This is a genomic window from Rhodococcus sp. YH1 (assembly GCF_009939605.1).
Taxonomy (GTDB): Bacteria; Actinomycetota; Actinomycetes; order Mycobacteriales; family Mycobacteriaceae; genus Rhodococcus; species Rhodococcus aetherivorans.
Genome location: NZ_WVTE01000109.1, coordinates 111,414 through 125,829, shown reverse-complemented (window position 1 = coordinate 125,829; position 14,416 = coordinate 111,414). Strand labels below are relative to the sequence as shown.

General features: G+C 71.7%; 11 protein-coding genes and 2 pseudogenes. 2 read left to right on the top strand and 11 right to left on the bottom strand.

Annotated features, from left to right (window positions below):
• The 9 genes and pseudogenes from AIIKEEIJ_RS10750 to acsA all read right to left on the bottom strand — a co-directional run.
• Positions 1 to 1,609, bottom strand: a pseudogene (locus AIIKEEIJ_RS10750) (ABC transporter permease); the annotation flags it as partial.
• A 177-nt stretch (positions 1,610 to 1,786) separates the two neighbouring features.
• A pseudogene (locus AIIKEEIJ_RS10745) lies at positions 1,787 to 3,573 on the bottom strand (ABC transporter ATP-binding protein/permease).
• 409 nt (positions 3,574 to 3,982) lie between these two features.
• Positions 3,983 to 4,423: a DUF4383 domain-containing protein gene (locus AIIKEEIJ_RS10740; RefSeq protein WP_050035322.1), complete on the bottom strand. Its 441-nt coding sequence runs from the start codon at positions 4,421 to 4,423 to the stop codon at positions 3,983 to 3,985.
• A 168-nt stretch (positions 4,424 to 4,591) separates the two neighbouring features.
• The gene (locus AIIKEEIJ_RS10735) at positions 4,592 to 5,353 is read right to left on the bottom strand and encodes a GAF and ANTAR domain-containing protein (RefSeq protein ID WP_065923456.1); all 762 of its coding nucleotides are present in this window, start codon (positions 5,351 to 5,353) and stop codon (positions 4,592 to 4,594) included.
• A gap of 97 nt (positions 5,354 to 5,450) precedes the next feature.
• Entirely contained in the window at positions 5,451 to 5,729 is a 279-nt protein-coding gene (locus AIIKEEIJ_RS10730; protein ID WP_006946663.1) for an acyl carrier protein, read from the bottom strand.
• Between the two features lie 9 nt (positions 5,730 to 5,738).
• A complete protein-coding gene (locus AIIKEEIJ_RS10725; RefSeq protein ID WP_161995610.1) occupies positions 5,739 to 6,962 on the bottom strand; it encodes a dihydrolipoamide acetyltransferase family protein in 1,224 nt (407 codons plus the stop codon).
• A gap of 9 nt (positions 6,963 to 6,971) precedes the next feature.
• Complete coding sequence (locus tag AIIKEEIJ_RS10720; RefSeq protein WP_029544022.1) at positions 6,972 to 7,946, bottom strand: alpha-ketoacid dehydrogenase subunit beta; 975 nt, start codon at positions 7,944 to 7,946, stop codon at positions 6,972 to 6,974.
• Entirely contained in the window at positions 7,943 to 8,878 is a 936-nt protein-coding gene (gene pdhA, locus AIIKEEIJ_RS10715) for a pyruvate dehydrogenase (acetyl-transferring) E1 component subunit alpha (protein WP_376744871.1), read from the bottom strand. Before pdhA ends, AIIKEEIJ_RS10720 begins: the two co-directional genes overlap by 4 nt.
• Positions 8,879 to 8,958: 80 nt before the next feature.
• Positions 8,959 to 10,794, bottom strand: a complete 1,836-nt coding sequence (gene acsA, locus AIIKEEIJ_RS10710; protein WP_050035326.1) for an acetate--CoA ligase — start codon at positions 10,792 to 10,794, stop codon at positions 8,959 to 8,961.
• A 485-nt stretch (positions 10,795 to 11,279) separates the two neighbouring features.
• On the opposite strand from acsA, the gene AIIKEEIJ_RS10705 reads away from it, so the two are divergent.
• On the top strand, positions 11,280 to 11,762 hold the full coding sequence (locus AIIKEEIJ_RS10705; protein WP_029544028.1) for an adenosine-specific kinase: 483 nt from the start codon (positions 11,280 to 11,282) through the stop codon (positions 11,760 to 11,762).
• Positions 11,763 to 11,901: 139 nt separating this feature from the next.
• On the opposite strand, the gene AIIKEEIJ_RS10700 is transcribed toward AIIKEEIJ_RS10705, so the two are convergent.
• Entirely contained in the window at positions 11,902 to 12,561 is a 660-nt protein-coding gene (locus AIIKEEIJ_RS10700) for a uridine kinase (RefSeq protein WP_161995609.1), read from the bottom strand.
• 65 nt (positions 12,562 to 12,626) lie between these two features.
• Positions 12,627 to 13,580: a zinc-binding dehydrogenase gene (locus AIIKEEIJ_RS10695; RefSeq protein ID WP_161995608.1), complete on the bottom strand. Its 954-nt coding sequence runs from the start codon at positions 13,578 to 13,580 to the stop codon at positions 12,627 to 12,629.
• An 80-nt stretch (positions 13,581 to 13,660) separates the two neighbouring features.
• Between AIIKEEIJ_RS10695 and AIIKEEIJ_RS10690 the strand changes: the two genes are divergently transcribed.
• Positions 13,661 to 14,311: a TetR/AcrR family transcriptional regulator gene (locus tag AIIKEEIJ_RS10690; RefSeq protein ID WP_029544034.1), complete on the top strand. Its 651-nt coding sequence runs from the start codon at positions 13,661 to 13,663 to the stop codon at positions 14,309 to 14,311.
• Positions 14,312 to 14,416 lie beyond the last annotated feature (105 nt).

The following is a 14,416-nucleotide window of genomic DNA, read 5'->3' as shown; positions in this document are numbered from 1 at the left end:
ACAGCAACTGCAGCGGGCGCAGCGTCGACAGCAGCAGCTCCACCACGCGCGACGACTTCTCCTCGACCACGCCCATCGCCACGTACATCCCGAACATCATGATCTGCATGTAGAGCAACACGACCGCACGCAGGGAGCCCGCCCCCTCGTCCTCGACGGAGACCACGACGATCCCGGCGCGCCGGGCGGCGGCGAGCACGGCGGACGCGTAGCGGTCGTGGACGGGACCGATCAGCACCCGCGCGTCGGCGGGAAGGTGCCCGGGCACGTCCGGCACGGCGGAGACGGGGTGCCAGCCGGGGGTGAGGACGCCGCGTTCGACCGCCGTCCGCGCCCGGTCCCACACCACGCTGCGGTCGCGGTCGGGCACGCCGTTCAGGCGCGTCACCGCGAGCCCGGGGGTGTACAGGGCGCGGGGGTCGACGACGATCGCGTCGACCCGGTCGAGGCGGCGCAGCACGGCCGGTCGCAGGGTCAGCACGCCGCGGGCGGCGAGCCCGCGCGCGAGGGTGGCGGCGAAGGATTCCCGCGCGGTGCGGGTGGCCTTGGGGACGGCGACGAGCGCCGCGGAACCGGCGGTGGTGGGTCGGCCGGTCAGGAGCCCGGCCGCCGCCGCGCCGGCGAGGCCGGCCCAGCCGGCGCGGTCGGTGTAGCGCTCGACCGGACCGGCCGGGGGTTCGGTGGGACGGACCGGCCGGCGCGGGCAGCGGGCCGTGGCCGCGTGGGGGGCGAGGTCCGGTTCGAAGTCGCGCCAGGCGCGCCGCATCGCCAATGTCTCGCCCACGAGGACGGTCCGGGTGGCGGCCTCCACGGCGGAGGAGGCAGGCGAGAGGGTCAGGGTGTGCAGCACGGAGGTCCCGGCGGCCAGCAGCAGGTCGGCCCTGCCGGGGCCGAGCGCGGACTCGACGAGAGCGCGGATCCGCGGGTGGTAGTCCGACACGAGGACCGGAGCGGCTGCGCCGCCGTGCAGGCGCGGCAGGCGCAGGTAGCGCCCCGCCGCGGTCAGCGCCAGTCCGGTGCCGGCGGTCGCCGCGGACACGCCCCGCCGGACGAGCAGGACGTCGTCGCCCGGCAGCTCGTGCGGAACACCGCGGGGTGCGGTTGCGGCGCCCTCCGCCTCGGCGTGTTCGACGACGCGCCGGAGCGTGCCGGCCGTCGGTCCGGCCGGGTCCGTGGACACCACGAGACGGCACCAGGGGCGGTGCAGTTCGGCTGTGGCCACGCCCGGTGTGTCTCGGATCGCTGCGAGCACCCGGTCGCCGAGCGCCTCCCCGTCCGGGCCGTCGAGGCCGCGGACCTCGATCCACGTTCGGGCACCGTTCGCTGCGCAGCGCCGGGCGGGGCGCCCGCCGGCCGCCTCCCGGGCGACGTCCGCGACGAGCTGGACAACGGCCGCGGGGGCGGGAGCCGCGGCCGCGGTGACGGGTGCGCGCAGCAGGGCCGCCCCCACGCCGGCCGCCGTGGCGGCGCCGACGATCGCGGTGTCGAGGGCGACGCCGGCACCGGCGGCCGCCACCCGCACGCCGGCCCGCAGGGCGGATCCGGGAAGGGCCACGAGGGTGGCGACCGAACCGCGCGGACGCCGCCGGTAGGAAGTGCTGTGGTGCATGGTGTCCTCCTCGGCTGCCGCACGAGCATCCCGGCTCGGGACCGGACACCGGGTGCCGACGCTCGGACATGCCCGCCGGCAGTCGCCGGCATCGAGGTCACCGCGCTTTCAGCGTAGTTCCGCCGTCGGGCGGTGGACACGTCTCGGGGTGATTCGCCCGGTGACCTCGCGTGGAGTTCAGCGGACGCTCTCGGTGACCGTCCAGCGACCCTCCCCCTGCAGTTCGAGCACCCGGTCGTGGAAGCTGTCGAGGGTGCTGCGGTGCCCGACGCTGACGATGACGCTGTCCGGCAGCGCCTCGCGCACGGTGCGATAGAGCGCGTGCTCGAGTCCCTCGTCGACGGCGGCGGTGGCCTCGTCGAGGAACACGGTCCGCGGCCGGGCCAGCAGCACCCGCGCGAACCCGAGGCGCTGCTGCTCCCCGGGGGACAGCACGCGCGCCCAGTCGGTGTCGTCGTCGAGGCGTTCCCTCAGGTGCCCGAGGTGCACGCGTTCGAGCACCTCGCCGAGTTCCGCCTCGTCCCGTACGGGCGGACGAGGATACGACAGCGCTTCGCGCAGCGTCCCGAGCGGCACATACGGGTCCTGGGACAGGAACAGCGCGTCGCCGTCCGGACGCGCGATCCGACCGTGGGCGTACGGCCAGAGCCCGGCGAGGGAGCGCAGCAGTGTCGTCTTGCCGCTGCCGGACGCGCCGCGGACGAGCAGCGCCTCGCCGGGGGACACGTGGATGTCGAGGCCGGTCACGAGCGGCCGGCCGGCCGGGGTCCGCACGTCGAGACCGCGCAGGTCGAGGGTGTCACCCTGCTCGGTCGCGACGAGGACGGGCAGCTTCGCGGACTGGTCGGTGGCGTCGACCAGGCCGTTGAGACGGATGGTGGTCGCCCGGAACGCGGCGAAGTCGTCGTAGGACTCGCGGAAGAAGGACAGCGATTCTGGACCTGACCGAAGGCGTTGCCGGTCTGCATCACGTCACCGAGGGTGACCTGACCGGCGAACAGCCGCGGCCCCTGGATGAGAAACGGGAAGATCACCGCGATCTGGTTGACGGTCAGGTTGAAGCCGTCGAACTTCAGGATCCGGAACACGATGCGCCACCAGTTGCGGATCACCGCGGCGAATCGGCCCAGCAGGCCACCCCGCTCGACGTTCTCGCCGTGGTAGAAGGCGATGTTCTCGCCGTACTCGCGGACGCGGACCAGGGCGTAGCGGTAGGTGGCGCCGAGCTTCTCGTTGAGGAAGTTCAGCCGGATCAGCGGCCGGCCGATCCAGAACGCCACCGCGGTGGTGACCAGCACGTAGATGTAGACCAGGAACACCATTCCGCGGGGGATCTCGGTGCCGAACACGGTGATCGGGCCCGACAGGTCCCACAGGATGCCGGTGAAGCTGACGATGGACAGCACCGCGGTGACCGCCCCCATCGACAGGACGCGGGTGGTGGTGACGAAATCGGTGACGTCGACCTGGATGCGCTGGTCGGGGTTGTCCACCGGCTTGTCCACGAACCGGTCCCGGTAGAACGCCCCGGTGTCGAGCCAGGTGTCGACGAGCCGGTTGTTCAACTGGGTGCGCCAGTGGATGTCGAGGGTCTGACCGAGCAGGTACGCGACCAGGCTGCGCGCCACGTGGATGGTGGCGAGCACGGCGAAGACCCGCATGAACCGCCAGAACGCGGCCTCGTCGAGGTCCTGGATCGCGGTGTAGAAGTCGTTGTACCAGTACGAGAACAGCACGTTCATCCGCACCGCGAAGACGGTGAACAGCAGAACCAGGGCCACGAGTCCGAGCGGGCCGAGGCCCCGACGCGGATCGAAGTAGGGCCACGCGATGCGCCACCACTGCCGTCCCCAGTGGGTCGTTCGCGCGAGCAGCGCCACCACGACGACGAACACCACCGTTGTGATCACATACGCCTTCAGCGTCCACCAGACGCTGTCGACGAGCACACTTCCCCATTCCATCCGTCGCCGCTCCCGTCTCCCGCGCGATCGCGCGGTCCATGCGAGAGATTGTGGACCCCGCCCCGGGGTGCGCGACGCCGATTCCGCGACCGATCGTGGGGCTGCCCCCGCGGCGGAGCCGGTGGCCGGGGTGCGCCGGGCACCGGACCGCTGCTTCGTCACGGGTTCTGCGGGTATCCGACGGTCATGGAGGTTCTGGGCATTCTCATTCTCGTCGGGGTGGTCGTCTACGTGGTGGTCCAGCGTCGCAGGAGCGGGCCACGGAGGTGACCACGGCTCGGCCGGGCTCGCCGTGCGGTCGAGCCCGGCCGGGCCGTGCCCGCAGGACGGAACGATTCGCGGGTGCACACGAACGTCGCCGGTCCTCGCTCCTGGCGGCGAGGACCGGCGACGGGTCGGTGGGTGGCTGTCAGCGGGTGCCGGGCACGGTGCGGTGCGTCGTGGTCCGGCGGGTGAGCAGGAAGCCGAGGGCGATCATGGCGGCCCCGAGCACGAAGTGCAGCCAGTCGTCGGCGGAGTTGACCGGCACGAAGTTCGCCGAGCTGTCCTTGTCGACCACCAGTCCGTAGAGCCACAGCACCAGGTAGATGATGCCGCCGCCGATGAGGTAGGACCGAGCGGCACCGACTGTGCGGGCCATCGCGACGCCTGCCACACCGAAGAGCAGATGCACGATGTTGTGGAGGATGGAGACCTCGAAGATCCCGAGCAGCAGCGCCCCGGACTCGTGCCCGGCGAACGTCATGGTGTCGTAGTTGGTCGTGATTCCGGGAACGAACCCGAGAATGCCGACGAGGAGGAACACCACACCGACAGCGAGGGCCGCTGTCTGCACCGGTGTCCGGGTCATAGTTCGTCCTGCGTGCTCGGCCATGGCCGGCTCCTTTCGTTCGAACAGGTGACCGGAGCGGAGTGGCTGCGGCTGCCGGAGAGATACCTCCGTGGGCGTTCGTGAAACCTTGCCCGCGAGGATTTTCGTGGGACGGCGACGGGCCGTGCGTGCTGCCGATAGGAACGGTCACCGGTCCCGGGTCATCGGCCCCGGCCGCGGGTCGGTTCCGGCGGGGGTGAGCTGGGCGACCAGTCGGGCAGCGACGTCGCGCAGCTTGACGTTCTCGTGCTGGGACTGGCGCACCAGCACGGCGAAGGCCTCCTCGGCGGTCAGACCGCGCGCGGCCATGACGATCCCGACGGCGTGGTCGATGGTCGGACGCGAGCGCAGGGCCCGATCGAGTTGCGTGATCTCCGCCCGGGCCCGGGCACAGCGACGGGCCTGCCGCAGTGCGGTCTCCACGGCCGTCGTGAACACCTCCACCAGCGTCTCGTCCAGAGAATCGAACCCGTGGTCGTGTTCACTGTAGAGGTTGAACGATCCGGCCGTCTCGTCGTCGATCCGCAGCGGCGCGGCCAGCGAACTCGCCGTCCCGAACCGTTCCGCGCGCTCGGCGAACGCCGGCCAGCGTCGCCGCATCTCGGCGCGGTCCGCGCGCACCACCTGGCCGGTCCGCACGGCGTCGAGGCCCGGACCGGCGCCGGCGAGGTACTGGGCGTGGTCGAGTTCGTAGAGCAGCGGATTGCTGCAGGCCTCCGTCTCGGGGCGGCCGCCCCGCAGGACCGTCACCCCCGCCATGCCGGTCTCGGGCACGATCTTCACGACGTTGCCGACGAGCAGGTGCAGCAGCTCGGGCAACTCGTCGCCCTCGTCGAGCGCGGCGGACAGCCTGCGCAGCGCCACGACGATCTCCCCGACTCGTCCACACAGTGGATCGTTCCCGGCCATGTCCCCGTCCACGACTGCATCCCCGTCGGTCGTTCTTCTCACAGAATGCACCCGGTGAGACCGGCCGGGCACAGTTCTCGGGTCATCTCGTGTGACCTCACCGCCCGAGGCGCTGCGCCAGGTATCCGACCAGGCCGTCGAGGGTGCTCAGGTGCGCGTAGTCCGCCTCGGGGATGTCCACCCCGAGCGACGAACGCAGTCCGATCAGCACGTTCAGCCAGTCCATCGAGTCGAGGTCGACCTGCTGGCGCAGCGGCCGGTCCCCCGCCAGTTCGATGTCCTCGATCTCGGGGGCGACGTCGGCGATCGCGGCGACGACGGCGGCGCGGATGTCGGCACGGGCGGTCTCGCCGGTATTGGTCTCGTCGGTGGTCACGATCTCACCTCACAGTCGTTCCGGGTGCTGGAGCAGTTCGGCGATCTCGGCCAGGAACAGGGCGCCGCGCCGGCCGTCGCTGACCCGGTGGTCCGCGGCGAGGGTCGCGGTGACCACCGGGACGGGCCGCACCGCGTCGCCGTCGACCCACGGGCGCCGGGTCGGCTTGCCGAAACCGACCAGTGCGACCTGCGGCGGGTAGATCACCCCGTACACCGAGTCCACGCTTTCCTCCCCCAGGTTGGTCACGGTGACGGTGGGGTCGGACATCTCCGAGCTGCGCAGCGAGCCCGCCCGGGCGCGCTTGACGAGGTCGGCGAGGGCCGCCATGAGCTGGGGCAGGGCGAGGTCGGCGACGTCGTGGATCGCCGGGGCGATCAGCCCGCCCTGGCGCAGGGAGACCGCCACCCCCACGTGCGCGGCCGGGGCCGGGTGGAACTCGCCGTCGGTCCAGAATCCGCTCATTTCGGGGTACCGGCGGGTGGCCAGGGCGACCGCCTTGAGCAGCAGCGCCGCAAGCAGGACGCGCTCGGTGACCGGGCGTTGCGCGTTGTACTCGGTGAGCCAGTCGAGGGCCCGCGCGAGCGGGATCTGTTCCGACAGGTAGTAGTGCGGAATCTCCCGCTTGGAACGTCCCATCGCGGACGCGATGGCGCGGCGCATCTCGGCGGCCTTGTCGATCGGGGCCCTGGCCGGTGCCGCCGCGGCGGCAGGTGGCGCCGGCGCCGGCGCGGCGCCCGCACGAGCCGCCGCCCGATCGACGTCCTCGATCGTCACCGACTCCCAGGGTCCGGTGCCGGTCACGGTGTCGAGGTCCACGCCCAGCTGCCGGGCCTGCCGGCGGGCGGCCGGCGAGACCCGCCGCCGCGCGGCCGGGGCGGCCGGAGCGGGCGCCGGCGGCGCCTCGGTGACGGGGGCGGCGCCGCCGGCCGCGGCGACGGGGGCCACCACCGGGGCCGCGGCCGCCGGGGCCTCGGCGACGGGCGGAGCGTCCTCCCCGGGCTCGAGCAGGGTTGCCATCACCGCGCCGACCGGCAGCGTGACACCCGGTTCCGCGACCAACCGGTGGACGACCCCGTCCCGCCAGATCTCGACCTCCACCTCGGCCTTGGCGGTGTCCACCGAGGCGATCACCTGGCCGCGCTCGACCGTGTCACCGGGCGCGACGCGCCATTCGGTCAGGGTGCCCTCGTCCATGTCGGCGCCGAGGGACGGCAGGGTGAACTCGAACACGTCGCCTCCTCAGCTCTCGCCCATCAGGGCCTGCACGGCGGCGACGATCTTCTCCGGCTGGGGAATGGCCGCCTGCTCCAGGTGCCGGGCGTAGGGCACCGGCACCTCCTCGCTGCACACCCGCGCCACGGGTGCGTCGAGGTCGTAGAACGCCTCCTCGGCGATCCGGGCGGTCACCTCTGCGGAGAGGCCGACGCTGCGCCAGCCCTCGTCGACGACCACCACCCGGTGGGTGCGACGGACGGAGTCCACGACGGTGGCCGTGTCCAGCGGGCGCAGCACCCGCAGGTCGACGACCTCGGCCTCGATTCCGCTGCCCGCCAGGGTTTCCGCCGCGACGAGGGACTTGCCGACGGTGCCGCCGTAGGCGACGAGGGTCACGTCGCCGCCCGGCCGGAGCACCCGCGCGCTGTCGATGTCGACCGGTTCGTCGGGGTCGATGTCGGCGGTGGTGTTGTAGAGCAGTGCGTGCTCGAACACGACGACCGGGTCCGGGTCCGCGAGAGCGGGGGCGAGCATGCCGCGGGCGTCCCGCACGGTCGCCGGGGCCAGCACCCGGATGCCGGGGATGTGCGCGTACCACGCCTCGAGGCTGTGCGAATGCTGCGCGGCCAGCTGCCGCCCGGCGCCGGTGGCCATGCGGATCACGATCGGCACGGAGAACTGGCCGCCGGACATGTGGCGCAGTGCGGCGGCGGTGTTCACGATCTGATCGAGGGCCAGCAGGCTGAAGTTGACGGTCATGATCTCGACGATCGGCCGCATCCCGCCGAGTGCCGCACCGATGCCCGCACCGACGAAGCCCAGCTCGGACAGCGGGGTGTCGCGGATGCGTTCGGGTCCGAACTCGTCGAGCAGGCCCTTGGTCACGGCGTACGTGCCGCCGTATCGCCCGATGTCCTCGCCCATGAGGAACACCCGCGGATCGGTGCTCAGGGCGTCGTGCAGCGCGGCGCGCAGGGCCTCGCGGTAGCTGAGTTTCACGATGCCTCCCCGGCCGGTGTGGTCACGTCGCGGAGCAGGTCGGACTCCGGCTCCCAGGTGCCGGCCTCGGCGAAGGCGACGGCGTCGTCGACCTCGGCCACGGCCTGGGCGTCGAGCTGCCGGAACTGTTCCTCGGTGAGCAGAGTCAGCGCCTTCAGCCGCGCCGAGAACGTGTGGATGGGGCCGCGTTCCTTCCACCGTTCGACCTCGGTCTTGTCGCGGTAGAGCTCGGGGTCGAACATCGAGTGGGCACGGAATCGGTAGGTCTGGAACTCGAGGAACATCGGTCCGCCCGTGCTGCGGACGTGAGAGACCCCGGCCCGGGCCGTCTCGTGGACGGCGAGCACGTCCATCCCGTCCGTCCGGAGTGTGGGCACCCCGAACGCGGCGGCCTTGGCGCACAGGTCGGTCTGCGACTCGGACCGGGCCAGGGCGGTGCCCATGGCGTACAGGTTGTTCTCGCAGCAGAACAGCACCGGCAGCTGCCACAGGGCCGCGAGGTTGAGCGCCTCGTGGAACGCGCCCTCCGCCATCGCCCCCTCACCGAAGAAGCACGCGGTGACCCGCGGGATCTTCTGCATCTTGTCGGCCAGCGCGAGGCCCACCGCCAGCGGCAGGCCCCCGCCGACGATCGCGTTGCCGCCGTAGAAGCGGGTCGCGGCGTCGAACAGGTGCATCGAGCCGCCGCGCCCGCGGGAGCAGCCTTCCTGCTTGCCGAACATCTCCGCCATGATCGCGTTCATGGACAGCCCGTGGATCAGGGCGTGCCCGTGCTCACGGTAGGTGCCTACGACCGTGTCGCCCGGGTCGAGCGCGTGCAGCGCGCCGACCGCCACGGCCTCCTCCCCCACGTACAGGTGCAGGAATCCGCGGATCTTGCCGGCGCCGTAGAGTTCGGCGGCCTTCTCCTCCATCCGGCGGATGCGCAGCATGTCGGCCAGCAGCGCGAGCGCGAAGTCGCGGTCGTAGGGGAATCCGGCGGCGCCCCCGCCGGCCTGCTCGGTGTCGCTGGTCATCCGGCCACCTCCGGGGTCTCGAGCGTCGACGTGTCGCCTTCCGCGAGGCCGAGTTCGCGGGCCTTGAGCAGCCGGCGCAGGGTCTTGCCGCTGCGGGTGTGCGGCAGCGAGTCGACGAACGTGAGTTCCTTGGGGGCGACGGCCGCACCGAGCCGGACGCGGGCGTGCCCGATCAGCTTGCGGCGCAACGCGTCGTCGGGTTCGACGCCGCGCTCGAGGACGACGAACGCCTTCACCCGTTCGCCGAGGATCTCGTCCGGCACACCGATCACGGCGGCTTCGAGGACGGCCGGGTGTTCGGCGAGCGCGCTCTCGACCTCGAACGGTCCGATGAGATGGCCGGCGGACTTGATCACGTCGTCGGCGCGGCCGACGAACCAGAAGTATCCGTCGGCGTCGCGGCGCGCGAGGTCCCCGGTGAGGTAGAGATCGCCGGCGAAGCACTTGCGGTAGCGCTCGTCCTGGTTCAGGTAGCCACGGAACATCGACGGCCAGCCCGCCCGCAGCGCCAGTTCACCCTCGGTGTCGGCGGCGGTGACCTCGTGCACCGTGCCGTCCTCGTCGCGGCGGACGATCCGGGCGTCGACGCCGGGCAGGGGCCGGCCCATCGATCCGGGCTTGATGTCGAACGCCGGCGTGTTGGCGATCATGATGCCGCCGGTCTCGGTCTGCCACCAGTTGTCGTGGATGGGCAGCCCCAGCACCTCGGTGCCCCACCACACGGCGTCGGGTGCCAACGGCTCACCGACGCTGGCGACGAACCGCAGGTTCGGGAACCGGTAGCGTCCCGCGACCTCGGGTCCGGCGCGCATGAGCATCCGGATGGCGGTGGGGGCGGTGTACCACACGCTGATCTGCTGGTCCTGCAGGATCCGGTACCACCGTTCGGCGTCGAACTCGGCTTCGTCGACGATCGAGGTGACGCCGTGCAGCAGCGGCGCGACGATGCCGTACGACGTGCCCGTCACCCAGCCGGGATCGGCGGTGCACCAGTAGATGTCGTCGGGATGCAGGTCGAGGGCGTATCGGCCGGTGGCGTAGTGGGTGACGACGGCGCCGTGCACGTGCAGCGCCCCCTTGGGGGTGCCGGTGGTGCCGCTCGTGAAGTGCAGCAACGACGGGTCGCCGGCGGTGGTGGGTGTGGGATCGGCGGCCGGCTCGGCGGCGTCGAGCAGGGCCCGTAGGTCGAGGGTGCCGGGAACGGCGGTGGCGGCGTCGTCGTCGCCGACGAGCAGCACGTGCTCGAGGGTCGGCACCCGGTCGCGCACCCCCGCGACGCGCCGGTGGTATAGCGCCTCCGTGGTCACCAATACCTGTGCGGAGCCGAGTTCGAGGCGGGTGAGCAGGGGTTCGGGACCGAAGGCCGAGAACAGCGGGGTGACGACCGTGCCGTTGCGCAGGGCACCGAGGACGGCGATGTACAGCTCGGGGATCCGGCCGGAGAACACGAACAGCCGGTCGCCCTTGCCGATTCCGAGGTCGCGCAGGACGCGGGTGAAGCGGCGGACGCGGTCTGCGAGGTCGCCGTACGACAACTCCGTGACGTCGATACGGCCCGTCGCGTCACCGGCACCGAGGAACCGGAGGGCGGGACGGTCCCGCAGCGGGCCGTCGGCGTGCCGGTCGACCGCCGACCAGGCGATGTTGCACCCCCCGCCCGGGGGGCCCGGCACCTGCGCCGCCGCCTCGTCCCACGTGAACCGGGCACAGGTGGCCTCGTAGTCCGACAGGTTCGGCGGGACCCGCAGGTCGTCGGCCGTCTTGCGGATCACCGCGTCGCTGCTGGTCGTCACGGCCGCTCCCTCCGGTGCAGATCGCGTCGAGCCGATCATGCGCCGCCCGGAACGGCCGGCATAGGGGCATTGGTCCCTCGGGCATCCGCCGCACGGGCGTGCGGGTGCTGCCGCGGACCCGCACGGACACGACGGGGAGCCCTCCGTGCCTTCGACCGTCCCGCGTTGCCGGCGCGCGCAGCGGTGCATGCCGGTGTGACTCACGGTGACGGCGATCCTGCCGAGGATCCCGTCGACGCAGGCTTCGGCTTCGGGCAGCCCCACCAGCCGAAGCCTGCGCCGGCGTCGGTCGCCGACGCGGTGCGGGACCGGCTGGGCGAGAACACCATCCGGGATGTTGCGTGCCGAGAACCCGCGCCGGTCCGATCCCGGATCCGGCCCTGCCAGCGCCGCACCCCAGCCGGGTTCGGCAGATCCGCTCCGGTCCTCTCCCGTTCTCCCGTCGTTGCCCCCGGGTTGCCCAGCGGGGCAGACTGTCTGTCGACGCTGGCCTGCCGAGCCGCAGGGCATCCGAGGAGGCGATCGTGGAGCTGCACATCGTGGCGATCGACAAGCCCGACGACATGAACGTCGTCGTCGGGCAGGCCCACTTCATCAAGACCGTCGAGGACCTGCACGAAGCACTGGCCGGGGTGAGTCCCCACCTCCGGTTCGGAGTCGCGTTCTGCGAAGCCTCCGGACCTCGCCTCGTGCGCTTCTCGGGCAACGACGACCGGCTCGTCGAATTGGCCAGGCGCAACGCCCTGGCGGTCGGCGCAGGCCACTCGTTCTTCGTGTTCGTAGAGGACGGCTATCCGGTGAACATCCTGAACACGCTGAAGCAGGTACCGGAGGTATGCGGCATCTTCTGCGCCACGGCCAACGCCGTCGAGATCATCGTGGCCGAGACGGAGCTCGGCCGAGGCATTGCCGGGGTGATCGACGGGAACCCACCCCTCGGCGTGGAGACGAGCGCCGACGTCGCCGACCGCAAGGCACTGCTGCGCACGATCGGTTACAAGCTGTGACCGCCCGTGCGCCCCATGACGCGCACAGGGCCCCCGGGGCGAGGATGTAGCGCTCGTTGACCGGTCGAGGCTCGACGTCGGGGCCCGGTGTGCGTGCGATCGCCCGCCGCCCGGGATCGGGACCCACCCGCCGACCGGCTCATTGCCGCTGACCGGATCGCCGGTCCCCGTTCCCGGACCGGGCCGCACCGTCGGCGTGCATCGCCGGGCGATCCGGATGGTCGTACCGCACGACGATGTCGGCCTCCGCGGCCGCGGCGGCGTCGTGCTCGAGCAGCGGCGGGATCGTCCAGCGGTCCTCGTCGGGCGTCAGCCGGCCCAACGCGGCCCGCGACATCGCCAGGTGCACCGCGACGTCGAAGGCGAGTCCGCGACCGAGCAACATCGGGCCGGCGACCACGAGCACCTGACCGTCGGGAGCGTCCACCCGGCGGGCACGAGCCGACCGGTCCCCCGCCTCGTCCCACAACCGCGGCAGCCATCGCTTCTTTTCGTGAAGTCCCCGAACGACTTCGCGGTCGAGCGCGCCGTAGTCGAACCAGTTCGTCCGGTAGCTCTCGTGATCGGTGCGTCCGTGCTCGAAACGGAGCGAGGCCGGGCGCACGAAGTCGTGGAGCGACAGCACTGCCGCCGGCCGGCCCTCGACGCGCAGGCGCGCGGCGACCTCCTCCGCAAGGTTCAGCGGTGCGGCCGCGTCGGCGGCAGAGATCCCGACGCACACCCGTCGGCGGTGCCCGGCTGCGCGTTCGGCGATGACGCCGGCCAGATCGGCCGGGTTGATCGGGGTGAACATCGTCATCGGCCCAGTTTCCGCCATCGCAGGGCCACCCGCTCGACAGAATCCTCGGCTTCGGCGTGGTGCCGTCACCCCGCGGGCCGGACGATGATGTTGCCGACCTTGTGGCCGGAGTCCACTCGCGTGTGGGCCGATACGATCTGGTCGAGACCACCGATGTCGTCGGTGACGGCGACGAGCCGACCGGCGGCCGACAACTCCAGGAGGAACTCGACGTCCTCGGGTCGCTCGGGCGCAGCACCCGTCTTGACATCGGCGCCGGGGCGCATGGTCTCCCACAGGTTTGCCACCGCAAGCAACAGAACGCCCCCGTCGGTGAGGAGCTTCCGTCCGGACGAGGGGGTGAGGTTGCCGACAGTGTCGAGTACGACGTCGAAGCGGTCGGTCAGGTCGGACACATCGGTGACCGTGTAGTCGATGACCTTGTCGGCGCCGAGGCCGGAGACGAGGCCGAGGTTGGCGGTGCTGGTGACGGCCGTGACGGTGGCGCCGAAATGCTTGGCCAGCTGAACGGCGTTGGTTCCGATCGCGCCCGACGCCCCGTTCACGAGCACAGAATCGCCGCGTCCCGGTGAGGCCTTGTCTCGCAGGAAGTGCAACGCGGTGGTCCCGCCGAAGAGCAGCGCCGCCGCATCCGGGTGAGTGACCGCTGCCGGTTTGCGAACCACCCGCTCCGCCGGGACCGTGACGTATTCCGCGTGCGCCCCCATTGCGAGTCCGGTCATGCCGCACACTTCGTCGCCACGGGTGTACCCGCCGGCCCTCGCGCCGACCGACTCGACGACACCGGAGAAGGTGCCGCCCAGGATCTTTCGCCTGGGCCGGAACACGCCGAACATCAGCCGGGCGAACGGGCCGAATCCGCGGGGGAAGCGGGCCGCGCGGATCCGCGAGTCCGCGGCCGTCACGGCCGCGGCGACGACGCGGACGAGGACTTCCGTGTCCCGGGGGACCGGAGTGGGCACCTCCGCGACGCGGACGACGTGCGGTGGCCCGTACCTGTCGACGATTGCGGCCTTCATGAGCCCTCCCTTACGGATGTAAGTCTTGTCCGGGAAGACTAGGCTTACGCCTGTAAGTACGCAAGAGTCGTGAGGGAGACATGAACGAACGGCCGGGGCTGAGCCGCATCGGGATCATCGAGGCCGCGGTTCGCGTAGCCGACCGCGGCGGCCTCACCGCGGTGAGCATGCGCAACGTCGGCAAGGAACTCGGCGTGGAGGCAATGTCTCTCTACCACCACGTCGCCAACAAGGACGATCTGCTCGATGGGCTCGCGGACTGGATCTTCGCGGGAATCGTGCTGCCCGGACCGGGCGAACCGTGGCGGCCTGCGATGTTGCACCGGGCGACCTCGGCGCGGAACGTGCTCGCCCGGCATCCCTGGGCGCTGACCTTGATCGAGTCCCGCCGTTCGCCCGGTCCGTCGCTCTTGCGGCACCACGACGCCGTGCTCGGTTGCCTGCGCACGAACGGCTTCCCGGTTGCCCTTGCTTCCCACGCCTTCTCGGTGATCGACGCATACGTGTACGGCTTCGTGCTCACCGAACTGAAACTGCCCTTCGCGTCGGCGGACGGCGCCGAGGAGTTCGCCTCGGAGATCGACGTGCCGGCCGACGCCTACCCCTACCTGGCGGAAATGGTCGGCGAACTGGTGATCGGAAAGGACTACTCGTTCGCGGACGAGTTCGACTACGGACTGGGGCTGATCCTCGACGAACTCGACCGCCGCCGTCGCCGGGTGGAGGAATGAGAAGCGCCCCACGCGGGACGAGGGACTGCGCGGCAGGCGGCGGACCGGGCGGTGACGGCGAGGGCGCGTGTGTCCGCGCCCCCGCGGCCGGCGGGGGCGCGGACA

Excerpts from the sequence above, each read along its gene's own strand:
- pdhA (WP_376744871.1), bottom strand. The coding sequence starts at position 8,878 with ATGCTGCGCATCCGCCGGATGGAGGAGAAGGCCGCCGAACTCTACGGC.
- AIIKEEIJ_RS10700 (WP_161995609.1), bottom strand. The coding sequence starts at position 12,561 with ATGACGATGTTCACCCCGATCAACCCGGCCGATCTGGCCGGCGTCATC.
- AIIKEEIJ_RS10735 (WP_065923456.1), bottom strand. The coding sequence starts at position 5,353 with ATGGCCGGGAACGATCCACTGTGTGGACGAGTCGGGGAGATCGTCGTG.
- AIIKEEIJ_RS10690 (WP_029544034.1), top strand. The coding sequence starts at position 13,661 with ATGAACGAACGGCCGGGGCTGAGCCGCATCGGGATCATCGAGGCCGCG.
- AIIKEEIJ_RS10740 (WP_050035322.1), bottom strand. The coding sequence starts at position 4,423 with ATGACCCGGACACCGGTGCAGACAGCGGCCCTCGCTGTCGGTGTGGTG.
- acsA (WP_050035326.1), bottom strand. The coding sequence starts at position 10,794 with ATGATCGGCTCGACGCGATCTGCACCGGAGGGAGCGGCCGTGACGACC.
- AIIKEEIJ_RS10695 (WP_161995608.1), bottom strand. The coding sequence starts at position 13,580 with ATGAAGGCCGCAATCGTCGACAGGTACGGGCCACCGCACGTCGTCCGC.